Below are 24,122 nucleotides of genomic sequence, written 5' to 3'. Positions count from 1 at the left end.
TAATGTTAGTTTGTTACCCTCAACGTTATTTTCATGAAAAAGTCAAATGTATTTGCTCTGATAGAGCTGTCTAAACTTGTCGACGCCCTCAAAAAAGATACCAGGCAACCAAGTCTGAAGGAAAGGTTAAAAGCCCAATCCTCTTATTTCAATATCATTGATCCCAAATATTTTTCTGAATCATTGGCAGCAGAATGGACCGATTTGCAGCGATTGGCAAGTATCAAAGGTGTAAAGAGGGATGAGGATGGTTTTATGGTTATGAATGCCATACGCCACACCGTTGAATCCATGACAGAGGCAGAATGCGAAAGTTTTGTAAATAAAGTTGAGGTTCTTGCGGAGAAGGTGAAGGAAGAATTTGCCTATTAGCAGATCTTGGATTTTGCAGAGGTCAGGGAGATGTGCTAGGTCCGTCGTCTTACAGCTAAGACAAGCCGTATTCAAACTGGAAACTAAAAATGAAAATCAAAATTCTGTTATTGTTAGCACTTACTTTTTCAATGAGCAGCAACCTGCTTTTTGCACAAAAAGGAAAGCAGCTTTTCCCTCAAACGCCAGGAATGGTGTCCTACACCTATCGTTCCAGTTTTTCAAAGGACGTAGCCCTTACATTAGACACGCTGAAAGCACTGGGTATCAAGGATATGGAATTTTCCAACTTATTCAAGAGAACCGCGGCCGATATTAAGAAGCTACTGGATGAACGCGATATGCATTGCTCATCTTTCGGGGTGAGTTACGACGACGCATTGAACAAAACACAAGAAGTGGGGCAGAATGCTAAAACATTGGGTGCTAAGTTTGTACGCGTTGCCTGGGTACCTCATAAAGGTGCTTTTACATTGGCAAAGGCGGATTCAACGATAGCCGATTTCAACACAATTGGAAAGCGCCTGAAAGATGAATTTGGACTCACGTTCTGCTATCATAACCACGGCTACGAATTCGAAAAACACGAAGACGGAACGCTTTTGGACTACATTATCAAGAAAACAGATCCAGCCTATGTCAGTTTTGAATTGGACGTTCTATGGGCGTTTTTCCCTGGCGGTGATCCTGCGGGACTGCTCGAAAAATATCCCAAACGCTTCAAATTGATGCATATGAAAGATTTGCGGAAGGGCGTCGAAGGAAACCTGTCGGGTGGAACGCCTGTGACGAATGATGTGGCGCTCGGAACTGGCCAGCTGGATATTCCCGCAATCCTGAAAGCCGCAAAAAAATCGGCCATCGAGCACTACTACATTGAGGACGAAAGCCCGAGTTATGCCACGCAGGTGCCACAAACCATGGCTTATTTGAAAGGATTGAAGCAATAAAAGCTATTTCCGGAACCGGTACAGGTAAGGCGCTTTATTCGCCGCTCCCGTAAATTTCTTTTCCAGCCGCTCCAAAACATCGAGGTCCAGGATCATTTTTTGAAAATTATTTCGGGCAAACGGTTTGTCAAAAATAGTTTCGTAGAGCTCCTGGACTTCCCGCATTGTAAAGGTTTCAGGCAATAAATTAAACGCGATCAGTTTTTCGTCGAGATTGAGCCTGAGCGTTTCAAGCGCTTTGATGACGATCTCGTTATGATCAATGATCATTTCCGGCAAATCTTTGATATTGTACCATTCGACAGAATCATCCAGGTCTATTTTTTGAGGTATTACCTTATTAATATCCACCAGCGCATAATATCCGATTGAAACAAATCTTCGCGCAAACCACTCATATTCTGCCTTTACAATCAATTCATCACCAAGCATGTCAGGGTTAAGTGAGATCAGGCGGTCAATGAATTTCTGGCTGTTCCTGGCGGCTTTTCCAAAAACATGAAATTGTTCCAGATAAATTTCTGTGATCCCCGTGCGTTCCTGAAGAATGCGGTCTGCCGCTTTATCAATATCCTCATCCTGGTAAACAAAACCACCCGGCACAGCCCAGAAATCTCCATTAAAATTGAGTTTGGGAATCAGCACTTTTAGCTGTTTGTCGTGGTAACCAAAAATAACGCAGTCAATGGACAGTTGCTGGATGTAATTCTGCTGGCTCGGATTATGCATGATGGAGTGGCTTAGGAGTAGGTTTTTGGTACTAACATTTATTTCGGCAAAACTACACAGGCCATCGATAGGTAGTTTATTTTTCTCGTTCGTGGGCAAAATGCTGTTTTCTGACTCTGGTACAATACAAATGTATAATAGAAAAATATTTATTGTCTTAATTTTAGACAATAAATCAAAATATAATAACTTTGCCTTACTGAATCAAACTTATTAATCCGGATGAACCTAAAATCTTGCCTTGTCAGTGTCGCTATTATTGGCTCGTGGCTGTTGTCCTATCCTGTTTTTGCGCAAATAAGTTCTACTAATGTGCTGGTTTTCAGTAAGACAGCCTCTTTCAGGCATCAGTCGATCGCAGCTGGGATAACGGCACTTACCAAAATGTCGAAAGAGAAGGGCTTCAATGTCAGCTTTACGGAGGATGCCACGCAGTTTACTGAAGGCAATCTTAAGAAATTTAATGCTGTTATATTTCTGAACACGACCGGTGATATACTGAATAATGAGCAGCAAACCGCATTTGAACGCTATATCCAGGCGGGTGGCGGATACGTGGGCATTCATGCAGCCACCGATACCGAGTACGATTGGCCTTGGTATGGCAAGCTGGCAGGAGCCTATTTTCTTGACCATCCTTCAACGCCCAGCAATGTTCAAAAAGGTAAATTTAGCGTTACCGAGAAAAACTGGGCTACCCAGGGAATGCCGGACGAATTCGAGAGAACAGATGAGTTTTACAGTTTTAAAGATATTTCCCCAAATATCAAGGTTGTTCTTGAAATCGATGACAAGAGTTATATCGGTGGAAAAAACCCTGATTTTCACCCAATGGGCTGGTACCAGGAATTTGATGGTGGTCGCTCGTTTTATACCGCCATGGGACATACCGATGAAACATTCTCAGAACCACTTTTCCTGAACCATTTATCAGCGGGAATTAAATATGCAGTCGGTGGCGATGCGCCTAAACCAGTTGATTTTTCAAAAGCGAAGCCTGAGGAAAACCGTTTTACAAAGGTAGTCCTGGAAGAAAAGCTGGACGAGCCGATGGAACTGAGCGTGTTGAATGATGGGCGGATTTTATTCATTCAGCGAAAAGGTGAGGTAAAGCTTTACAATACCAAAACAAAAGAGCTGAAAACCATTACCAAAATCCCGGTCAGCACGAAATACAAAAACAAGGAAGGAAAAGAAACAATGGGTGAGGACGGACTTTTGGGTTTAAACAAAGACCCCAACTTCGCTCAGAACCATTGGATATACCTTTATTATTCAGTCCCCGAAGAACCCAAGAATGTGCTGGCGCGATTTGAATTGAAAGGTGACGAGCTTGATTTGGATTCAAAAAAGATATTACTGGAAATTCCAACACAGCGCGAAGAGTGTTGCCACACCGGCGGCTCCATTGCCTGGGACAAAGCGGGTAATTTGTATTTATCGACGGGAGATAATACCAATCCACACGGTTCCAGCGGATATAGTCCGAGCGATGAGCAAGAAGGACGGATGGCTTGGGATGCACAAAAATCTTCGGCCAATACCAATGACCTTCGCGGTAAAATCATCCGCATTACGCCTAAGGCTGACGGTACCGCAGGGGCCGCCCCATATAGCATTCCGGAAGGCAATCTTTTTCCAAAAGGAACTGCCCTAACCCGTCCCGAAATTTTTACTATGGGACACCGTAATCCATTCCGCATTTCAGTGGATCAAAAACGAGCTACGTATATTGGGGAGAGGTTGGGCCGGATGCTGCTAAACCTGATTCGAGCCGAGGGCCAGCTGGTCACGATGAAGTAGGGCAGGCGCGCAAGGCTGGTAATTTTGGATGGCCGCATTTTGTGGGCGATAATAAGGCCTACTCGAAGTACGATTTTGCAAATAAAAAATCATTGGAAAAATGGGACGTCAGTGCGCCGAGCAATACTTCGCCCAACAATACCGGCTTGAAAGTGCTTCCGCCAGCTCAAAAAGCATTTATCTGGTATCCTTACGCCGTGTCCCCGGAATTTCCGCTGGTGGGTAGCGGTGGCAGAAATGCAATGGCAGGTCCTGTTTTTTATTCCGATGCTTTCAAAAATGCGCCGCATTCATTCCCAAGCTATTACAATGGCAAAATACTGACTTACGACTGGATGCGCGGCTGGATCATGTCCGTCACGATGGACCAGGAAGGGAATTATGTTGCGATGGAGCGTTTTATGCCCAGCCATAAATTCTCGAATCCGATGGATATGGAATTTGCCGACAATGGCGATTTGTATATGCTGGAATATGGTACCGGCTGGTTTTCTGCGAATGACGATGCCCGCCTGATCCGCATTGAATACAATGGAGGTAACAGAAAGCCTCAACTGCAAATGGTCGCAAACAAAATGGGCGGTGCCGCACCGATGGCTCTTAAACTGAGTGCAAGAGGTACTGCGGACGCGGACGGTGACGCACTTTCCTATACTTGGAAAATCACCTCGAAAAACGGCTTCACCAAGTCAATCAACACGCAGGATGCTAATATGACGCTTGCCAAAGTGGGTACTTACAAAGCCACGCTGACCGTGAATGACGGTAAAGGCGGCGTAAGTGCGCAATCGATGGATATTACTGTCGGCAACGAGCCCCCTGTTTTAAGTCTGGAAATGCCAGCAAGCAATAAATCATTCTTTACCGCAGACAAACCCTTTAACTACGACATTAAAGTTTCGGATAAGGAGGACGGGACATTAGAAAAAGGCATTGACCCTGAACGTGTTGCGGTAAACATTGATTATCTGGCCGAAGGTTATGATAAAATCGCCATCGCTCAGGGACACCGTTCTGCGGATGCCAGCGCTGCATTTAATACCGGCAAAAAATTGATTGAAGCCAGCGATTGCAAAGCTTGTCATGCCATTGATAAAAAATCCATTGGCCCTGCATACAAGGAAGTTTCGGCAAAATACAAAGGGGATAATTCAGCGGTCGAAAGGCTGACGAAGAAGGTAATCTCAGGAGGCGGCGGTGTTTGGGGAGAGACTGCTATGGCGGCGCATCCGCAGCTGTCAACGGCTGATGCTTCTGAAATGGTGAAGTATATTATGAATACGATCAATGAAAAACCCAAAGAAAAATCGCTTCCTGTAAAAGGCAGCTACAATGCCAAACTTCCTTCGGGAGATAAGGGTAAAGGTATATTTATTGTGAGGGCCGCTTATGAAGACGGTGGGGCAGGAGGTCTGCCTTCATTAAAATCCGAACAGTCATTTGTTCTGAGAAATGCAAAAATTGATGTCCATGGCTTTGATGGTTATGAAAATATCATGAAGGTTTCCAACAGCGGAATGAATTTGGCCATTGCTTCCAAATCAGGCGCTTATATGGTACTAAAACAAATCGATTTGAATGCGATTGCCGAACTGAAATTGCAGGCAATGGCACCGAAACCGCAATTGAATGCGGCAGGCGGAAAAGTTGAGTTGCGATTGGACAGCCCGACCGGCAAGCTGGTAGGCGAATCCGAATTTCTGGAAGCGTCGGATAAAATGGACTTTAAGCCAACGCTGCTTACTGTGCCTGTGAAACTGGCCGATAAATCAGACGGCAAGCTACATGATGTGTATGTTGTTTTTGTGAATCCAAAGGCCGAGGAACATTCCCTCATGATTGTTGTCGGCTCCGAATTTGTCTTAGGTACCGATGCGCAGTGAGGTGGTCCAACTAAACCTTATCTCCAATGAAGAAAATGATCATGCTGGCCTGGCTACTTCCGGCTTTTGCAATTGCACAACAACCCTCCTCGCTTCAGCAAGGATTTCAAAGTCCGCCCAATGCCGCCAAACCCCGTGTTTGGTGGCATTGGATGAATGGTAACATTACCAAAGAAGGTATCACCAAAGACCTTGAATGGATGGACCGTGTTGGGATCGGCGGGTTTCAGAATTTCGATGCCAGCCTTTTCACGCCACAGGTTACACCCAAGAAACTGGTGTTTATGACGCCGGAATGGAAAGATGCATTCAAGCACACGACGGATCTTGCCAAAAAACTTCAACTTGAAATGACCATTGCGGCATCTCCCGGATGGAGCGTGACGGGTGGGCCGTGGGTACCTGCGGGCGATGCGATGAAAAAGTATGTTTGGACAGAGACAAAGGTTACAGGCGGTCAGGCATTTGCCGGGAAACTTCCACAGCCGCCAAACACGACCGGCAGTTTCCAGAATGTTCCAATGGGCGGAAGTACGCTCGGCGGTCCGGTGGGGCCATTACCTACATTCTATGCCGATGCGGCTGTGATTGCATATCGTTTGCCAGCTTCTGAAAAGTCTTTGACGACATTAAATCCAAAAATCACTTCCAGCGGCGGGAAATTCACGCTGGCGAAACTAACAGATGGGGATCTGGCCAAAGCAGATACCTTGCCACCATTGGAAGTCGGGCAGGAAATGTGGATTCAATATGAATTTGAAAGTCCGCAGACTGTCAAAGCATTCACTATTGTAGGAGCAACTAGCGGCGGACCGCTTGCAGAGTTCAGAGGAGCGCCGGATAACCGGACTTTGAAAGTAAGCGACGATGGGGTAACATTTAAGGATGTGGTGGTGATTAAAGGCAGTACCGTTCCTCAAAACACCATGAGCATTATTCCGACTACCGCGAAATATTTCCGTTTTGCATTTAAGACACTGGCTCCTGCGGGAAACCCGTTTGCGGAAATGTTTGGCGGAGGCGGAGGGACAGCCAAACCTGAGGGCGTTCCGGTTGCTGAAATCGTGTTGTACAACACTGATCGCATTGATTTGTTTGAGGAAAAAGCCGGTTTTCTTCCCTGGAAAGAAGATACCCATACCCTGGTTAAGAAAGATTCCGACGCCATTCCTATAAAGGACGTGATCGATCTTGCATCAAAAATGACTGCCGACGGTACATTGAACTGGACCGCGCCGGCCGGAAATTGGGTCGTCATGCGGATGGGCTATTCCATTACCGGTCGGCAAAATCACCCTGCCTCACCAGAAGCAACAGGCCTCGAAGTAGATAAGCTGGATAAAACTGCCGTAAGCAAATACATTGAAACGTACCTGGACATGTATAAGGATGCGACCGGCGGCCAAATGGGTGCGCAGGGACTCAGCCACATGGTTTTGGATAGTTATGAAGCAGGCCACATGACCTGGACGAAGGCAATGCCGGAAGAATTCAAGAAGCGCCGAGGTTATGAAATCACGCCTTGGATTCCTGTGCTCACAGGTAGGGTAGTACAAAGCGCCGAAGCCAGTGAGAAGTTCCTGTGGGATTTCCGCAAAACCATTGGCGAGCTGATCGTTGAAAATCATTACGAGGTTATAGGCGACGCATTGCATGCGCGTGGTATGAAACGCTACACCGAATCGCATGAAAATGGACGGATTTTCCTGGCCGACGGAATGGACGTCAAACGTAAAGCCGACATTCCAATGTCTGCCATGTGGACGCCGGGCAGTTTGGCGGGCGGTGCCGACGAGGAGGTTAGGAGCGAAGCCGACATTCGGGAAGCTGCATCGGTAGCGCACATTTATGGACAAAATCTGGTAGCAGCCGAATCCATGACTTCGATCAGCAATGCATTCAGCTGGCATCCGGAAAAACTGAAACGCACCGCGGATTTGGAAATGGCGTCGGGTTTGAACCGGTTTGTGGTGCATACCTCTGTCCACCAGCCGCTGGATGATAAGAAACCGGGTATATCACTCGGGCCATTTGGTCAGTATTTTACGCGGCAGGAAACCTGGGCAGAACAAGCCAAAGTATGGACAAGTTACCTGGGACGCAGCTGCTACCTTTTACAACAGGGCAAGCCGGTTATTGACATTTTATATTATTATGGCGAAAACAATAACATTACCCAAGCTTTTGCTCAAAAATTGCCGTCGATACAAGGGTATGAATATGATTTTGCAAATGCAACGGTCATTAAAACGGCGATCAAAATAGAAGGTGGAAAAATAGTCGCGCAAAGCGGCCAGCAGTATCGTTTGCTGGTGCTGGATTCTACCGCAAAAAATATGACATTGCCGGTCCTGAAAAAACTGGGTGAGTTGGTTAAATCAGGAATGAAAGTGGCTGGGATAAAGCCTGAGATGAGCCCAAGCCTGACTGATAATCCGGCTGAGTTCACAACATTGGTCAATCAGATATGGGGCAATCCGAATGTTTCTACCAAACCGGTGGAAAGTGTGCTGAATGAGATGGGCGTTCAAAAGGACGTCGATATTTCAGGCGCAAAATCAAATATTCTTTACGTTCACCGCCAAACTCCCGCAGCAGATTTTTATTGGCTGGATAACCGCAGTGACAATCCTAATGAAGCAACCGTAAGTTTCCGGGTGACGGACAAAGTGCCCCAACTGTGGCATCCCGAAACCGGTAAAATGGAGAGAGTGTCTTATCAGATCAAAGACGGACGCACCATTATTCCGCTCAAATTCGAATCCTGGGATGCCTATTTTATTGTATTTGAAAACAAAACAACCGTTGCTTCCTACACCAAACCAGCAGTGACCGAATCCGAAGCTGCTGTGGTCAAGGGCGATTGGAAACTCACTTTCCAGGAAGGACGTGGCGCACCCCAGCAAGCCACATTGAGCAAGCTGGCATCACTTACCGACAATGCTGACGCCGGGATCAAGTATTTTTCTGGGACTGCTAATTACCATAACAGCATTGAATTGGCCACAATTAATAAAAACGCAACCTACATTCTTGACTTGGGCGATGTGAAAAACATAGCAGAAGTGACCGTTAATGGTAAAAAAGTCGGTACAGTTTGGAAAAAGCCATTTCGGATTGACATTACGGATGCATTAAAATCAGGAAGTAACACGGTGCTGGTGAATGTAACGAACCTTTGGGTCAACCGCCTCATTGGCGATGCGCAGCCAGGTGTGAACAACAAGATCACTTTTACGACCATGCCTTTTTATAAAGCGGATTCACCCTTGCTGCCTTCGGGATTGCTAGGGCCGGTGCGTCTATTGGAAGCAAAGCAGAATTAACAATCAATCAAGTTTCAGTTTTACCTCAGGCAGTTTTTCCGCTATTAATCAACGGCAACAATTTGTTCTGCAAATATTGGGTCCAGGAAGGGGCACAAGAATCGTAACATTCTGCTTCGGGCGTCAAACCTTCATGGGTGAATACCAATTGCGTTTTGCCGTCTTTTTCTGAAATATCAAAGATCACTTTGGTGCCCAGCCATTCGTCCTTTTTTTCGAGATAATTAAGCTGGCTGTCCGTGATCAGCCAGACTACTTTTTTGTCGGGGATTACTTCTACTAATTTTTGCATGGTATGATGGGCGCCTCCTTCGGCACGAAAACTAAACTCGTCATTCAGGTTTTCTGTGCGGCCATGAATTTCTTCTGCATGATAGCCTGACCACCACTCCCGAACATTGTTGACAGCCTGATATACTGTGTGGGGTGTTTGTTCCGACAACAGCGTAAGTTTAAAATCTGATTGATTCATTTTGTTGATTTTTAGTTGGGTAATCTGTTGTTTAGTAAGGTTTCCAAAGTTTTCAGTTTCGATATCCAGAACTTGTCGAAGTACGAAATCCAATCCTTCATTTCATTAAAACCATCCTGTTTCAGGGTGCAATACCGCTCCCGGCCGATGTCCTCAATAGAGATAAATCCGGCGTTGTGCAAAATTTTAATGTGTTTTGAAACGGCTGGCCGACTCATATCGAAATGGTCGGCCAGGCTGTTGATGGTCAGGCTATCCTCCGAAAGCAGCATCAGCATTTTCCTTCTGCTCGGGTCGCCAATCACCTGGAATGTATCAAGCGTTGGTATTGACATGTGCTGATTCCTTTAAAAGATTGTCGATTTTCTGAAATTTCTCCACCCAGCCATGGTTCAGGCCGTTGTATAAACTCAGGTTCTCTTCTTTCTCAAAACCGCTATGTTCCAGCAGCAGATCCGTGCCCTTGTCTGTCGGCAGCAATTGCCACACAACAACAGAATCAAGTGTGATCTCGCCTTCGCCCGGGCCGCTCCGCCAGGAGTAAGAAAGCCTTTTGAAAGGATCAATTTCCAATACTGTGCAGTGAAAAATGCCGTCAAAATCCATGGCAGGAACCGGGTTTGTCCTGAATTGGAAGTCATGGCCAACCACGGGCTTAAAATCATTTTTCATGAGCCATAGAGTCATGAGTTCAGGTTTGGTGAGATATTCCCAAACCGTTTCCGCGGGATGCGGAAAGAAAAACTGGTGTTTGATTGTTCTTTTCATAATAGGTAACTTTGAAGTTACGCAAATGTAAAGGTAACTTCTGAGTTACGCAAATTTTTGTAGCGAAATATGAAAAAATTTGCAAATGAAGGATATCATTGCTTAGATTTGCCGTATGAAAAATCAGTTGTCATTTAGCCTTTTTTGTTTTAGGAGCCGCGAGGTAGTCCAGGCAGAATAGCTATATCAACGATAAGATATATTTACAATCCGCTTGGTAACACACCAGGCGGATTTTTTTTGTTTGCGGGAATAGCAAAGATGGTTTATGCGCCGGACTGAAAATCCGAAGATCCTGGATCGTTACCAGGTTCCCGCACTTTTTAAATTGGCCGACATTCTCAATGGATGGGTACTCGTCTGCAAAACGAGTTTAGCACAGTTCGATTCTGTCGTCGGCCTCGATAATCGGCAACTCTTTTTTTCGGAAAAATTACTTGTTAAAATTTGCACTTTTGGATACCGCTTAATAAGATTTTATTGTAATAAGGAACATAGATTGTATAATTAAATCCAACTACGCTCCTTCTTCATCATGTCTTTAATTGTTAGCTCGCTCTTCGATTTAATTAAGCGCAACATCCGCGCCTGTGCAACATGACCATTCGATTTTTACTCAATTTTTTCTCCCATTCGGTGGGCAATTCCTCTAAAATTTAGTCGGTCTATCCTTAAACTGATAAGCCACATCAATAGTAATCGGTTAAAATTTCGAGCAAATTTTTTAAGCTTCTTGGGCTATAATGGGGGGATACCTGTGTTAGCATTTTTATCATTTGAGTTTCAAACAATCAATATCACAATCATATGGAGGCAAATTTCAGAAGTGAGATCAAATTACTGCTTGTTGGTGCCATAATCTCTTTCATCTCAGCGTTCCTCACTAATTGGGCAAACGAAAGAAGAGAAGATAAAAAAGGAAATATGCAAAAACGCTTCGAATTAAATGAACAAATATCCAAGGATCTTGGGAATCGACTTTTCTTTACACACGAAATGTATAAACGTAAAAACCAGCATGAGGATAGCCTTTATAAACAAGCATTTAATCAATACAATTTGGTCAGACAGGAATGGAATTTAAAATTTACCTCATACATTGCTTTATTAGAATTCTACTATGGGCAAGATGTTCAAAACAATTTTATAACCCAAATGTATAATCCAATGGTAGCCCTTGGTCAAAATGCATCAAGTCCCACTGAACCATTATATAAAGATTTTACAACCCGCCATGCAAAATTATCCAAGTCCACGAAGGAATTGATCATAGATATTTATCATAGGACTTACAAATAATATATTAGTAAGTGGGCTTATTACCAATTCAATTTTAAAACCAGGAAAGTCAGTTAAGCCTCAAACCATCCCCAAAACCCAATGCAATCCCATCACACCCACCAGCCCCATTACCGAAACCAATGTTTCCATAATAGACCAGGTTTTCAAGGTTTCAATCATGGAAAGTTGAAAATATTCCCGGAAAAGCCAGAAACCGGTGTCATTGACGTGTGAAAACATCATACTGCCCGCCCCAATGCTTAGTACCATCAGGTTAGGATCCACGCCGGTCGAGATCAGTAATGGCGTCATGAATCCTGCCGTGGTGATGCCGGAAACGGTGGAAGATCCCACACAAATGCGGATCAATGCGGCCATGCCCCAGCCAAGGATATACGGGTGAAGTGTTGAATGCGCCATCATGTCTGCGATGGATTGGCTCACGCCTCCATCCGTCAGCACCTGTTTAAAAGCACCGGCCCCGCCAAAGATCAGTAAAAGCATTGCTACATCTTTAATTGCATCGGTCAGCAGGGTTGTTACCTCCTGCCTGGATTTTCCCTGCCGCGTGCCAAGAGTAAAAGAAGCCAAAATCACCGCAAGAAACATGCTTATAATGGGCTCTCCAACGAAAAGCAAAGCACTTTTTATCCACGAATCTGCTGGTAGAAAAGGGCTGACAACTGTGCTTACGCCAATCAATATTAACGGAAACAGGAGCGTGAAAAAACTGGTGAAGGTCGATGGCGCTTTCGCAAAGTCCATGTCGGGGGCAATGAATGCAGGATTAGGCAGATTGGTATATTTTTTCACCGTCGACCCGAAAAGTGCTCCGGATACCAATATGGCAGGTATTGCGATGATGATCCCGTAGAAAAGCGTCGTGCCCATCGACGCATTGAATTGTTTCAGGATTGCCAATGGAGCAGGATGGGGCGGCAGGTACCCTTGTGTAACCGATAAGGAAGCCAGCATCGGCAGTCCAATGTACAAAGCCGGCAACTTATAGCGATACGCAACGCTGATGACTACCGGCGTCAATAGCATAAATGCTACCGAATAGAACAAAGGCAACCCGACAATAAACCCGGTGATCATAAATGCCCATCGTGCATTGGAGGTCCCGACCAGTTCGATCAATTTGAAAGCAATGCGCTCGGCAGCACCGCTTTGTGCAACCAGTTTGCCCAGCATCGCCCCTAATGCAATGATAGCCGTAATGGATCCCAATGTGCCGCCAATTCCTTTTTGGATAGAATCGACGATAGTGAGGCCGGGAAGTCCCAGTGCAAGACCAACCCCAACCGTTACGGCAAGAAAGGACAGGAAAGTGTTTAACCGAACGACAGAGATGAGCACAATCAGTGCCAAAATACCAATCAGAGTAATCGCTAACGACATTCGCTTGTTTACGTTTCTTAGATTAGATCCCTGTGACCTGTTTTAGTAGATTACAAGCTGCCGGGCATGGTTAATCTACTTGCAGGCGACCGCGAATCGCCCCTGACATTTTAACATAAAAACCGAATTGTCAGGACTATTCAATGGATGTCACAATTTATTTTTAATTTCAAAAATAGGGCCCTTAATAAAGCAGTAAATGAACATCATTCCAACCATCATTTTATCTTTTTTTTGCCTGTCTGCCTCAGGTCAGGCAGTTCCATCTGAGGGCCTTCCAAAGAACTGGCATTTGCTCGATTGGCAGGAAGATGGCTTTCCGGGTGCCGGGGTGGAAAAGGCTTATAAGTTATTGCTCAATGACAAAAAACCTTCGAGGCAGGTGATTGTCGCGATTATTGATTCGGGCGTCGATTATGACCATCCTGATTTGAAGAATGTGGTTTGGGAAAATAAAAAGGAGATTGCAGGTAACGGCTTGGACGATGATAAAAATGGTTATACCGACGACCTGCATGGCTGGAATTTTGTCGGGAACACCGAAGCGGGAACGGTTGAAGTGATCAGGGAATATATCAGGCTGAGGAAAAACTTTGAAACTGAAAAAGACAGCGCTATCCTGGCAAAAAAAGAAGGTTATGCTTATTGGAAGAAGGTGTTGGAAGGGAAAGTTCAGTTTTTTGAAGAGAATCGGGAGAATCAGAAATCACTCGAAAGTACGCTTAGGGATTACAAGATTCTGTTTGATTTTTATAAAAACAAAACAGGAAAGGATTCGGTCGATTATCAGATGCTGCTTGCTTTCCCGGTGCCAGCTGATGCAGACACCCTTTTGCAAGCCAGTTACCGGAACCGACTGGAAGCATTTTCGCAACCCTGGCTGGCAGGGGTAAGCCTGAATGAAAGACTGACAATTTTTCAGGATCTCGCTGCAAGGGTCAGCAAAACCGTATCCATTGCTGATTCCATGATCGCCCACAACGACGTAACGTATTTCTCAGCGAAAGAAAAAATCACCGCCCCGGATGTAGATAGCGGCAAGGCGTACGGAAATAATATTTCATTGCCCAGGGACGACCATGGTACCGCATGCGCTGGCATCGTTGCTGCACAGCGAAATAATGGTGTAGGTATGGATGGCGTGGCCGATAATGTGCTGATCATGCCCATACGGATTTTCATTACGGCCCAGGTCGACGAGATCGACAAGGATGTTGCACATGCGATCGAATATGCGGTAGACAATGGTGCCCGGATTATCAACATAAGTTTTGGTAAATATTTTTCTCCCCAAAAAAACCAGGTGGATAAGGCCGTCCAATATGCCGAAAAGAAAGGCGTGCTGATCGTTTGCGCAGCGGGCAATGAGGCCAGCAATATGGACAGCATTCCCATGTTTCCTACCGCAAAATACCTGGATAACAAAATCGCGACTAACCTGATCAAAGTGGGCGCAACTTCGTCGGACAGTTCGCTGGTCGCTTATTACAGCAATTATGGTAAAAAGTCGATAGATGTTTTTGCTCCGGGCAGCGACATTTATACTACTGCCAGGGACGGTAAGTACATTACCGATAGTGGCGCAAGCTTTGCAGCGCCGATCGTTTCGGGTATTGCGGCGCTGTTGTGGAGTTACTATCCTTCATTGAATTACAAAGAGATCAGATCCTGCATTGAAAGATCAGCAACGCCGGCCAGCCTGACGGTTACGAAACCCGGAAGCGAGGAGCGGGTGCCTTTTAGTTCGCTCAGCAGAACAGGCGGCATTGTCAACGCTTACAAAGCATTGAATTTTGCCAAAGAAATTGCCGCGAAGAAATAGCCGGATACACCCTGCGTAGTTTTACCTGCCCCAATTACATTCAGCGATTTTAAACCTCCTTTCATCGATTATTGGCCAACCAGCCCTGGCCTTAGGTTTACTTTTGATCATCCGAATGCGAGTTGCATTTGACAAAAGCTAAACACTAAAAAAATCGACTATCATGAAAGGAATGCATTTATTATCGAAAACAAGCCTGGTACTTTGCGTTGCACTCTCGATCACTTCCTGCCGGGAAATGCAACCGGAAAACGAAGTAGCAACTGCTGCCGAATCTGCCATAAACCGTATTGCACCGGAAGTAGCTTACCCTGGCGAACAAGGGGTGCTGAAACAGGGTACGCTGTTTGGCAATGAAATCACTTACACCGAAATTGACAATAAGGCGGTTTTTGAAGGAGATATTATCTTATCGCCACAGCAGCTTCGCGGAACTTCGAACGCACGTACAGAAGCAGTAACCATGTATACCTCGCTTTGGCCCAACAATACAATCTCTTACACCATCGACGCTTCCATTGCCAACAAGGAAACAATACTGGCTGCGATCGCCGATGTGGAAGCTTCAACGCCCATCAGATTCGTTGCCAAACGGGGGACAGTCACTTTACCAGGAAGCAATCCTCCGCTGATCGAGCCAAGTTATGTGACATTCACCGGGGCCAGGGGATACTCTTCTTCCATTGGACGTGTCGGCGGACAGCAGTTTATTACAATGCCAATCTCAGCCACCAAAGGCGGAATTCTCCATGAAATCGGCCATACTGTTGGCTTACTTCATGAACATACGCGTTCCGACAGGGCTTCCACAATAAAGGTGAACCTGGCCAATGTGGCCGATGCTGATAAACCTAATCTAATGACAATCAACCAGTCAGGGAAGGCAGCCATCCAATATGGTCAGATGGATATGGGGTCTATCATGATGCTGGATTCTTACGCCTATTCCAAAAACGGATTGCCGGTGATGACTTATCTTGACGGAAGTACGTTTAGCGTGCAGCGTAATCAGTTTTCAACCAATGATATTGGCTGTATCACGGCAATGTATTCCAATCTGTACGCGGCTAATGCGCTCGATGTCTTCGCTTCTGATGTTATATCCGGAAACAAATCAAAGTACCCCAGCCACTATACTTCGGTGGAAGCCATGTATGCGATTCCTGGAATCATCTTTATAGGGAGAGGTCCCAATATCATGAAGTTAAACACCGATACTGGCGAAGGAACTGCCTTGGCCTATGAGTTTAATGGTGTCAAAGGAATGGTTTATTCCAAAGGTTATGTCTATGCGCTGCAAAACGGTTATTTGTGGAAAATTGAAGTCAATACCGGTTCCAAACAAAAACTGGGTGGACAATATTGGGTGCCGGGAACAGCGATATCTTATGCCTATGGATTCCTCTTCATTGTAAATGGCGATAATTTGTTCAGGGTTTCTATGGATGGTCTGTCGTTTTTGTCAATGGGTACGGGATATAAAGGCGTTACCGAGTTGGCGGCTTTGAAAGATCAATTGTACGTCGTTAAAAATCAGGGCAGGCTTTACAAAATAAATCCGATGACAGGGGTAACGACCACGCACGGCTCAGACATCTTCGGTACCGGCGCCCAATTGACATCCTCAGGGAAAAATCTTCTGGTAAATAGTATGGGTAAGTTGTATAATGTGGACGAAGCCGGTACCATTAAATTGATATCGAATAACTGGTCTGACATGACCCACCTGGCTGCTGCTGATGCGGGGAACTGATAAAGGTTCTGACCTTCATGACAAAACCGCTGAGAAATTCGTCTCGCAGCGGTTTTGCTGCTATAAAAACCGAAAATACGGACGGGCTACCAGGGGCGAGAACGGCCATGGAATGGCAATAAGCAATATGACCAAAGCCGCAACAAACCACCGAAGCATGGTTTGATATTTGAGCTGGTCTGTTTCCATCCGTTTTGCTTTCGCCGAACCAATTGTGATGACAATCACCGCAATAATCATCATCACCGCATGGATGTAGCGAAAGAAGAGGGGTTGGTCATGGTACCATCCATTGCCGGACGCCGAGACAGCCAATTTTACAATTGGGGACTGAAAATATAAAGTCACACCCAACGTCAATTGAATATGCGCAATCGTGGCGGTCCAGTGGCGAATGCTGTTGGCAGCTGTCGTAAATGGCTTTTTGCCACTATAACCCTGATACGCGACAAAAATCGAAAGCAGCAAGGACGCCAGCACCATCCAGCGAAACAAAGAATGCAGGAAAAGAAGGATCGGATACATAGGAAAAAATACTATCTGGTATGTTTATGGTTAAAAAATTTTCAACTCAGTTTTTGAAGGTAGCCTTTCAGCTCGGACAGGTAGTCGTCGTAACAGCCTGGGCCGAAGACCTTGCCCATGTTCCGCACGCCGCTATACCCGGTGACGATGAAAAAAGCGATTTGTCGCGGTGATAAGTCGGGCCTGATATTGCCGGATTGCTGCGCCCGGGTCAAGACCTGCTCAATAGCATGCTGCCATTTGACAACGAGCTGGGTCAGGGCGTCTTTGAATGCGGGATTCAAAGGTGACATTTCTTCAATAAGATTGATCGCCGGACAGCCGTACTCGACTATGAAAAACGGATTACCGAGCAGCAACCCTTTCATCATCTGGTAAATCTTATCGGGCAAATCCTTCCCGTCCAGCAAAGGATCGATCATCGCCGCAGCCATGCCGGGGTACATTACCTCCTTAATAATCGCCAGCCCCATTTCCTCTTTGGATTTGAAATGATAAAAAAAAGCACCTTTGGTTACGTGTGTGGTGGCAATGATCACGTCAATGCTGGTAGCTTGATATCCATTTTTGTAAATTAATTCGAAGGCTTTTTGCAGGATGGTTGATCGGGTGTTGTCGGCTTTGCCCATAACGTACTAGGTGGTATGTTTTTTCGAAGGTAGGGTTTTTTGATATTCTTTTCGCGAAGGATCGCCGAATATTATGCTAAGGACTTATGGGCTGATGCCATTCCAATGAAAATCTCAAGACATTATGGAATAGTTATGTTTTGTGGTAGATTGATCTAATTATATACAATTCTCCTATGTCAGCAACTGCCGCATTAAAAGGATATCGAACCCAATTTCTGTATTCTCTCCATTACATATTATCAAACCAAGACAAAAACTATCAATATCGACTAGAAGGTGAAGAAGATCTTGACATTTTGAATGATCAGGGAGATCTGTTGATTGCCATTCAGGTGAAGAATTTGAATAGAGTTCTAATTCCCTCAGACCTGGTCAATGATAAGAGAACATCGTTTTTAAGGCGCTACGTCGATCGATATCCTGGATCTCTTCCTAGACTTGTATCATTCGGTCCGATATCTCCCGAGGTTAAAAGTATTCGAGAAAGTGGCAGTTCGAAAATTAAGAATGTAGTTGCCGCGAGCTTTACTCAGTCGCAATGGCAATTGGTGAAGGAAAAAATTGACTTTATTGAAGTAGAGGAAGGGACTCTTATTGACGAGATATTGTCAAACTTGCGAGGTTACAAGCAAATAGACCCAGTGCCAACCGCGGAAAATCTGTTATACTGGCTGCAAGTGACTGCTGAAAAACAGGTTGTTATCACAAGCCGAGATGTCTTCGATAAAATCGAATCGATAGCAGTATACCTTTCGGAACGAATTGCCATTAAGGATCGATACGGGATCTATTTCAAACCTTTGCATTTATCAGATCTTTCTTCACTAGATAGTGAATTGCTAAAAGAAGAATTTTATAATGGCACAAGTGCGAGATATGAACACATTCAACTTGGACTTGATGTGCGCCGTTTAAATTTGTTAGACCAGATACACGAGCAATTTAAATATGAAAATACTGTGATATTACATGGTGCTTCCGGCCAAGGTAAGTCTTCGTTAGCATATAGATATGTATTCGATAATACGCCGAACTCGCTCATATATGAGCTCAATGTTCAACAAGATCCGATTAATACCGTCGAGTCTATTGTCGCAATGAACTCCATTGTTAAGAGTCTAGAAGTATCTTTGATTTTTATTATAAATGTTGCTCCAAATACAACCTCATGGCTAAGAATAGTGCATACATTTAAAAATAATAAATCCGTCAAATTTTTAATTACAATAAGAAATGAGGATTGGTATAGAGCAAGTACATCTGGAATTGAGTTTTCATTTTCTAAAATAGAATTGATATTATCTCGAGAGGAGGCGGAGCAAATATATGGGTTGTTGGAAGGAAAGTTGGGGATAAGAAAGTATCTTAATTTCACCGAACTATGGATAGAGCTAGGCAATGAAGTCCCACTGCTGGAATTGGTATATTCAATTGTTCAAGGGGACTCATTAAAAAATAGACTTAGGCAGCAAATCTCGAATATAGCTGGCGACGAAAATAGTAATGGAGGACTAGAAGGGCAGATACATTTTTTGCGCATAATTAGTCTTATCAGTGCTTTTGATGGACATATTGATGCTGGTAAAATTAAGAAATACCCTAATATACTATTTATAGTTGAAAAATTTGAACGGGAGTATCTAATTAAAAATGATAGCTCTGCTAAGCTTTTAACTGGCTTACACCCAGTTAGATCAAGAATACTCTGTGAATTGCTATTTGACAATTTTTCAGCTGAGAAAAGGGACTTTATACGTCCAAGTCTACAATACATATATGATTTTGATGTTTTCTCATTTTTGATTCAATCTTTTTTTGAACAGCTTATTGAACCAGAGGATGTTTTGGGTATTTTAAAGGACCTTCAATCAATTGGCTGGGTTTATTACCAGTCCGTTAGTTCCGCATTTATCTGGAAAGGAGTATATGATTACTTATTAATTAACAAGGGTCTCTTATATACTGTGGTTGACAGATTTGGCGACGCTTGGTACATGTTGGTAGATTTGTACCATGGTAACACCTATAATCCTCAAACCGTACTGGAATTTTTTGTGAATGGAAGACAAGATTTGTTGGAATTTATTAACGATGTAAATTCTAGATTAACTGATAAGAACGAGGTCTTTGTGTATTGTTCTAAATTATTTGACTCCGTGTCTGTTCCTCAAATAATTCCTCAAACAGAAAATGATTGGAGAGCCTTTGGGGAGGTTTTGTTTTGGAGTGGCAATGTTCCCAATTCGTCAAATAAAGGTATAGCTGTTAGAGAAAGCGATTTTGCTGTGGCATTCTCGGAAATTGGCCTTGAAACTTTAGCAAAACTAATGTTGGGGATGTACTATTATTCGCCCAATTTAAATACGATACGGGAAAAGTTGGCCGTCACATTTACGAACCGACTAAGACGGCAATTTAACATTCTGTTACTTACCATAGATGATGAAGTTAGTGTTAATATCCTTTACGATTTTTTGAGAGATAAGGATAGCCTTATGTCTCAACATCAAGGAATTGTCAATATCCTGGAGATACTTCGAAATGCATTTCCAGATAAGTCGAAATTCAGAACGCAATCCCACGGACATCGCCTATCAACAGTTCCTTTGGATTTTGATGATAGTCGAAAGGAGGTTTCGGTCACTAGTCTACCACTATCAGAATGGGTAAATATTAACGCAACAACTAGAAGGTTGATCGAATTTGAGCTGCGTCCAGAGGGCTGGCGTGAATTTATTGACGAGTTGTTGACTTGGGAATCGGAAGTGATGAAAATTCTTAAGAATTTCGAGAGGTCGATATTAAGTTTCAAAAAAAATGGGGAATATAGTGCAATCATCCCTATCATCGATCAAGCAAGTTACAAAAGCGGAAGGGTGCTGAAAATTCCCAGAGTTGTTTCGGATAAGTTTGGCTTACCCACAAGTATGAAGTCGAAGCTCACTGATTCGGGAGAGCAGAAAGAAAGGATATTCAATGATATTTATCAGGGATTTCTCACTGCGCACGCTGAATTTAGAAGTTCGATTGAAAATTTCATTTCACAATCTGGAAGTACAATATATAGTTTTTCGAAAAGAAAAATTAATTCAAGTTATGAGGATGACAAACAATCTCTTTATTTAAGCATTATCAATCTTTATTCTGCCTGTGAGAAGAATATTGAGTATCAAAAGCAAAAACAAAAGTATTTTGGACATCTTGTAAATGGACAAGACAGACCAATACAAACGGATTATCTTCATTTGATAGCTACTTTATGGAAAACTGCGGTTAGCGCTATCGAATCGGGAGATCCGAAAAGGATATTGGCGTCCGAGGGGATAACTTCCTTGCATGAAGATTTTGAGGTCAGACTTAAATGGGCTTTTAAATCTATCGTTAAGTCCACAGGAGTTAGCTTCAGATACCTACGTGGCCCGAACAATAACGGCGCCATTTTTATTCTAAGTGCAGATACATCAACAAGTTACTTTTTAGCGCTTGCTGAATATTACAATGCGCTACACAATATTGTGAGTTTAGTCAAGTTTCAAAGTCTTAAATATTTAATGTTTGAAAGTAAGTTTTCAAGCTTTTCTTTTCTTCCAATAGTGAAAGGTTATTCGCTTGATAATAAATGGCACGTTTTTCCATTGCATGTTGTTAAAGACAAGACCTTCAATACAATTGGAATTCATAATGTTCTTTCAACAGACATAGAGGCTCAGTTCATTATTAAATTAAAGTTGATGAGCTGGGAAGAGGTTCATGTCAAATTTGTTGATCTGCGAACTCTCAAAAGCGAATTTGCGAGTGTGCTTTTTTTATTGGATCATTTGAAAGATCTCAAATTTTTTGATGAGAATGAACTTGATCAGGAGGGATTGACAACGTTTCAGAATCATATCTGCGGAGTAGGGGGCAAGATTCAGAGGTCATTTCAATTCGTAATTGATACACTGACAGAAATTATTAACGCTTATCCGTTGGACAGGGAACTCTATCTGGTAAATGAATTTGAGCAGAAATATTGGGAATATATGTTTGAAATCCATCGAAACATTTATCCAACTGGGGACAGCAACCCGGGCAATTTTGAATTGACTTTAAATGTGGAAATGTTGGGCGAATGGTATGATAGACTGCATAAGTTGTTTCCTACTTGGGGGATTCTTACTTCCATGATACATACAAAGCTCGTGGAATCTGGATGGAACGAAGTATGAGCTTGAATAAATGCTTAAAAGCTAGAAGCTTTGCCTGGTAGTTTAGTTGCTGCAACAAAAAATCCATAGTGATGGATTTAGTCGAGAAGGATCAATTCTCTCGATTTAGGTTATTTGTCCGATGATTAATATCCTACCTCCCCCCAATCAACCGCTCCAACCGCCCCATCATCTCATCCTTCTCCTTCAACATCCGCTCATACAAAGCAATCTTCTCCTCGTGCAATTGAATGATTTTGTCTATTGGATTAATGTGCTGAATATTGACACCATTATTGTTTACAGCATTACCTGAGAAATTGCAGGATATGTTATTGATTGCCTGTTGTTCATCAAAATTCCGAATCGCCTCCGCAGGTATCTTCAAAATAGCCGCAACCTGCTCCAAAATCTCCGAATCAATCTTTTCCTTTTGTTCGAGTGTGGAAATTCTCTGCTGATTCCAGTCTTCGCCGAGCTCGAACGCAAGTGCGTCCTGCTTAATTCCGAGCATTTCACGAAATCTTTTAAGATTACGGCCTTCGTGGATCTTTGGGTTGGAGGTAGTATGTGCCATGCGGAAAGGGGTTTGGTTAAAGAGGCAATTTATACAAATCCCCCGGGAAGTTTTCGGGTAATTTACGGGCGGCCCGTGTAGGGCATTACAAAGTAAGTTACCCACGCGGCACGCGTGGGTAACTTACTCATTGGATATCTGCCTCACCTCATTTCACATCCCACCAAACCTTGGTATTGATGTTATCCACACCTTGCCTCGTTACAGCTGCTTTCCGGTTTTCGCCATTCAATGCCTGCTCGATGATTGGATAGATAAATCGGACGGGGATCTTGTTCTCGTTTTGATTGGTCGCCGATGGTTTCAGCGCAGGGATATTTGTTCTCCGCCAGTCAAACCATGCTTCCAAACCCGTATAAAACAGCGACGCCCATTTTTGTTCACCGATCTTGGTCAGTTTCTCACTTTTCGTTCCGGTGTAGGCTACAGCCGCTTGCTGGTAATAGGCATTGCCCGGATCAACATTGTAAAAATCAAATGAACCTTTCATGCCAGCGTTATAGTAAGCCTCAGCCGGCTTGTTAATCAATCCTTTTTCTGCTGCTTCCGCCAGCACAAACTGCAATTCGGGGAAGGTCATGATAATGCCTTTTGCAATGGAAAGCCCGGCGGGTGTAATGGAATTTTCATAATAAAGCGAGCCGATCCTGGATTGAAATTGCTGTCCGCCATTGTAAGTCTGTGCCGCTACATCGTCCAATCCATTGGGAAGACCTTCGAAAACATCGTCGGCTGGGGAAGGCGTGTTTTCGGTCACAGGCGTTGCCCTGAAAAAGACATTCAGACGGGGATCCTTTTTGGATTTCAGCCAATCCACCATTGTTTTGCTGGCACGGTACTCATTAAATGATCCGATCCGGTCGGAATATTCCGGGAATTGGTCGGGAGCGGCTGCGAGGTAGGTGTAGACGCCATTGTCCGCATTTCCTTCGAAAACCGGTGCTGCTGTCGGGTTCGCAATAATGGCAGTGAGGTCTGCGGATACGTCGCGGCGATCGGAGATCCGCATGAGATACCGGATGCGCAATGAATTGGCCAGCTTTCTCCATTTTGCTGCGTTACCTCCATAAAGCGGGTCGCCGCTGATCGCATCTGTGCCGGTCGATAGCAATGTGTTGGCCGTGGCCAGATCGGCCAGGATTCCTTTGTAAATATCTTCCTGGGCATCGTATTTGGCATAAAGAACACCTTCCTTCGCTTTGATGGCTTCCGAATAAGGGATATCGCCATAGGCATCCGTCGCAATGGAGAACATCCAGGATTTGAGAATGAGCGCAACGGCCTTGTTGTTGTCCAGCTTGTCTTTTTCTGCAAGAATAAGGATGTTATTGACGTCGCGCATATTTTCATATACGGCATTCCATAAATTATTCCGTTCGCCCCATAAGTATCGGTCTTCGTTAACAAATTGGTTCTTAGCCGTTTGCTGGATCACAATGTTCCCAATGCCCCAGGTTTCGGTTAAAAGGGAATTCATCATATCGCGCACGATCTGTGGCAATAGCAATTGTATGGTAACCTGCGTCGGGCTGTTTGGGTCTTTATTGATTTCATCGAAATCGGACGTGCATGCATTCGCTGAAATGAGGCAAATGAGCAGCGCATGGGTGAGTGTTTTTTTCATTGTATTGAATGATAGCA

General features: G+C 44.0%; 16 protein-coding genes, 2 tRNA genes and 1 pseudogene. 10 read left to right on the top strand and 9 right to left on the bottom strand.

Features of this window, described 5'->3' with window-relative positions:
• Positions 1 to 33: 33 nt before the first annotated feature.
• Positions 34 to 372 carry a hypothetical protein gene (locus FHS68_RS08050; RefSeq protein WP_167268979.1) on the top strand — a complete coding sequence of 113 codons (339 nt, stop codon included), beginning with the start codon at positions 34 to 36 and terminating at the stop codon, positions 370 to 372.
• Positions 373 to 461: 89 nt separating this feature from the next.
• A complete protein-coding gene (locus tag FHS68_RS08045) occupies positions 462 to 1,322 on the top strand; it encodes a sugar phosphate isomerase/epimerase family protein (RefSeq protein ID WP_167268977.1) in 861 nt (286 codons plus the stop codon).
• Between the two features lie 3 nt (positions 1,323 to 1,325).
• Here the strand turns inward: FHS68_RS08045 and FHS68_RS08040 are convergent, their stop codons facing one another.
• Positions 1,326 to 2,051, bottom strand: coding sequence for an NUDIX hydrolase (locus FHS68_RS08040; RefSeq protein WP_167268975.1), 726 nt, complete (start codon positions 2,049 to 2,051; stop codon positions 1,326 to 1,328).
• Positions 2,052 to 2,273: 222 nt separating this feature from the next.
• Here FHS68_RS08040 and FHS68_RS08035 point away from each other — a divergent pair.
• Positions 2,274 to 5,737: pseudogene (locus FHS68_RS08035) on the top strand (ThuA domain-containing protein).
• Positions 5,738 to 5,763: 26 nt separating this feature from the next.
• Positions 5,764 to 9,063, top strand: coding sequence for a glycosyl hydrolase (locus FHS68_RS08030; RefSeq protein WP_167268973.1), 3,300 nt, complete (start codon positions 5,764 to 5,766; stop codon positions 9,061 to 9,063).
• Positions 9,064 to 9,088: 25 nt separating this feature from the next.
• Here the strand turns inward: FHS68_RS08030 and FHS68_RS08025 are convergent, their stop codons facing one another.
• Genes FHS68_RS08025 through FHS68_RS08015 form a run of 3 tightly spaced genes read right to left on the bottom strand, consistent with a single transcriptional unit; the run spans position 9,089 to position 10,303 of the window.
• Complete coding sequence (locus tag FHS68_RS08025; protein ID WP_167268971.1) at positions 9,089 to 9,535, bottom strand: SRPBCC family protein; 447 nt, start codon at positions 9,533 to 9,535, stop codon at positions 9,089 to 9,091.
• An 11-nt stretch (positions 9,536 to 9,546) separates the two neighbouring features.
• The gene (locus FHS68_RS08020; RefSeq protein WP_167268969.1) at positions 9,547 to 9,870 is read right to left on the bottom strand and encodes an ArsR/SmtB family transcription factor; all 324 of its coding nucleotides are present in this window, start codon (positions 9,868 to 9,870) and stop codon (positions 9,547 to 9,549) included.
• Entirely contained in the window at positions 9,851 to 10,303 is a 453-nt protein-coding gene (locus tag FHS68_RS08015; protein ID WP_167268967.1) for an SRPBCC family protein, read from the bottom strand. The genes FHS68_RS08020 and FHS68_RS08015 overlap by 20 nt, the downstream gene beginning before the upstream one ends.
• 246 nt (positions 10,304 to 10,549) lie before the next feature.
• Between FHS68_RS08015 and FHS68_RS08010 the strand changes: the two genes are divergently transcribed.
• From FHS68_RS08010 to FHS68_RS08000, 3 genes are all read left to right on the top strand, one after another.
• A tRNA-Phe gene (locus FHS68_RS08010) sits at positions 10,550 to 10,622 on the top strand.
• An 11-nt stretch (positions 10,623 to 10,633) separates the two neighbouring features.
• Positions 10,634 to 10,705 (top strand) — tRNA-Cys (locus FHS68_RS08005).
• 405 nt (positions 10,706 to 11,110) lie between these two features.
• On the top strand, positions 11,111 to 11,602 hold the full coding sequence (locus tag FHS68_RS08000; protein ID WP_167268965.1) for a hypothetical protein: 492 nt from the start codon (positions 11,111 to 11,113) through the stop codon (positions 11,600 to 11,602).
• A 60-nt stretch (positions 11,603 to 11,662) separates the two neighbouring features.
• Here the strand turns inward: FHS68_RS08000 and FHS68_RS07995 are convergent, their stop codons facing one another.
• Complete coding sequence (locus FHS68_RS07995; RefSeq protein ID WP_167268963.1) at positions 11,663 to 12,985, bottom strand: gluconate:H+ symporter; 1,323 nt, start codon at positions 12,983 to 12,985, stop codon at positions 11,663 to 11,665.
• Positions 12,986 to 13,184: 199 nt separating this feature from the next.
• On the opposite strand from FHS68_RS07995, the gene FHS68_RS07990 reads away from it, so the two are divergent.
• Both FHS68_RS07990 and FHS68_RS07985 read left to right on the top strand, forming a co-directional pair.
• Positions 13,185 to 14,807, top strand: a complete 1,623-nt coding sequence (locus FHS68_RS07990; RefSeq protein WP_167268961.1) for a S8 family serine peptidase — start codon at positions 13,185 to 13,187, stop codon at positions 14,805 to 14,807.
• Positions 14,808 to 14,970: 163 nt separating this feature from the next.
• Positions 14,971 to 16,560 (top strand): M12 family metallopeptidase, encoded by a 1,590-nt coding sequence (locus FHS68_RS07985; protein ID WP_167268959.1) that lies wholly within the window; start codon positions 14,971 to 14,973, stop codon positions 16,558 to 16,560.
• 60 nt (positions 16,561 to 16,620) lie between these two features.
• On the opposite strand, the gene FHS68_RS07980 is transcribed toward FHS68_RS07985, so the two are convergent.
• Together FHS68_RS07980 and FHS68_RS07975 are read right to left on the bottom strand one after the other, a co-directional pair.
• Positions 16,621 to 17,085 (bottom strand): hypothetical protein, encoded by a 465-nt coding sequence (locus FHS68_RS07980; protein ID WP_167268957.1) that lies wholly within the window; start codon positions 17,083 to 17,085, stop codon positions 16,621 to 16,623.
• A 41-nt stretch (positions 17,086 to 17,126) separates the two neighbouring features.
• Positions 17,127 to 17,714: a TetR/AcrR family transcriptional regulator gene (locus FHS68_RS07975; protein WP_167268955.1), complete on the bottom strand. Its 588-nt coding sequence runs from the start codon at positions 17,712 to 17,714 to the stop codon at positions 17,127 to 17,129.
• 176 nt (positions 17,715 to 17,890) lie between these two features.
• Here FHS68_RS07975 and FHS68_RS07970 point away from each other — a divergent pair, with 176 nt between their 5' ends.
• Complete coding sequence (locus FHS68_RS07970; protein WP_167268953.1) at positions 17,891 to 21,925, top strand: hypothetical protein; 4,035 nt, start codon at positions 17,891 to 17,893, stop codon at positions 21,923 to 21,925.
• A gap of 133 nt (positions 21,926 to 22,058) precedes the next feature.
• On the opposite strand, the gene FHS68_RS07965 is transcribed toward FHS68_RS07970, so the two are convergent.
• Both FHS68_RS07965 and FHS68_RS07960 read right to left on the bottom strand, forming a co-directional pair.
• The gene (locus tag FHS68_RS07965; RefSeq protein WP_167268951.1) at positions 22,059 to 22,481 is read right to left on the bottom strand and encodes a helix-turn-helix domain-containing protein; all 423 of its coding nucleotides are present in this window, start codon (positions 22,479 to 22,481) and stop codon (positions 22,059 to 22,061) included.
• 148 nt (positions 22,482 to 22,629) lie between these two features.
• A complete protein-coding gene (locus tag FHS68_RS07960; RefSeq protein WP_167268949.1) occupies positions 22,630 to 24,105 on the bottom strand; it encodes a SusD/RagB family nutrient-binding outer membrane lipoprotein in 1,476 nt (491 codons plus the stop codon).
• Between the last annotated feature and the right edge of the window lie 17 nt (positions 24,106 to 24,122).

It is taken from the genome of Dyadobacter arcticus (assembly GCF_011762185.1).
Taxonomy (GTDB): Bacteria; Bacteroidota; Bacteroidia; order Cytophagales; family Spirosomataceae; genus Dyadobacter; species Dyadobacter arcticus.
The sequence above is the reverse complement of the archived record's forward strand: the minus strand, read 5'-3'. Positions and strand labels throughout refer to the sequence as shown.

Excerpts from the sequence above, each read along its gene's own strand:
- FHS68_RS07985 (WP_167268959.1), top strand. The coding sequence starts at position 14,971 with ATGAAAGGAATGCATTTATTATCGAAAACAAGCCTGGTACTTTGCGTT.
- FHS68_RS07975 (WP_167268955.1), bottom strand. The coding sequence starts at position 17,714 with ATGGGCAAAGCCGACAACACCCGATCAACCATCCTGCAAAAAGCCTTC.
- FHS68_RS08000 (WP_167268965.1), top strand. The coding sequence starts at position 11,111 with ATGGAGGCAAATTTCAGAAGTGAGATCAAATTACTGCTTGTTGGTGCC.
- FHS68_RS07965 (WP_167268951.1), bottom strand. The coding sequence starts at position 22,481 with ATGGCACATACTACCTCCAACCCAAAGATCCACGAAGGCCGTAATCTT.
- FHS68_RS07995 (WP_167268963.1), bottom strand. The coding sequence starts at position 12,985 with ATGTCGTTAGCGATTACTCTGATTGGTATTTTGGCACTGATTGTGCTC.
- FHS68_RS08045 (WP_167268977.1), top strand. The coding sequence starts at position 462 with ATGAAAATCAAAATTCTGTTATTGTTAGCACTTACTTTTTCAATGAGC.
- FHS68_RS07990 (WP_167268961.1), top strand. The coding sequence starts at position 13,185 with ATGAACATCATTCCAACCATCATTTTATCTTTTTTTTGCCTGTCTGCC.
- FHS68_RS08040 (WP_167268975.1), bottom strand. The coding sequence starts at position 2,051 with ATGCATAATCCGAGCCAGCAGAATTACATCCAGCAACTGTCCATTGAC.
- FHS68_RS07970 (WP_167268953.1), top strand. The coding sequence starts at position 17,891 with ATGTCAGCAACTGCCGCATTAAAAGGATATCGAACCCAATTTCTGTAT.
- FHS68_RS08025 (WP_167268971.1), bottom strand. The coding sequence starts at position 9,535 with ATGAATCAATCAGATTTTAAACTTACGCTGTTGTCGGAACAAACACCC.
- FHS68_RS08015 (WP_167268967.1), bottom strand. The coding sequence starts at position 10,303 with ATGAAAAGAACAATCAAACACCAGTTTTTCTTTCCGCATCCCGCGGAA.
- FHS68_RS08020 (WP_167268969.1), bottom strand. The coding sequence starts at position 9,870 with ATGTCAATACCAACGCTTGATACATTCCAGGTGATTGGCGACCCGAGC.
- FHS68_RS07960 (WP_167268949.1), bottom strand. The coding sequence starts at position 24,105 with ATGAAAAAAACACTCACCCATGCGCTGCTCATTTGCCTCATTTCAGCG.
- FHS68_RS08050 (WP_167268979.1), top strand. The coding sequence starts at position 34 with ATGAAAAAGTCAAATGTATTTGCTCTGATAGAGCTGTCTAAACTTGTC.
- FHS68_RS08030 (WP_167268973.1), top strand. The coding sequence starts at position 5,764 with ATGAAGAAAATGATCATGCTGGCCTGGCTACTTCCGGCTTTTGCAATT.
- FHS68_RS07980 (WP_167268957.1), bottom strand. The coding sequence starts at position 17,085 with ATGTATCCGATCCTTCTTTTCCTGCATTCTTTGTTTCGCTGGATGGTG.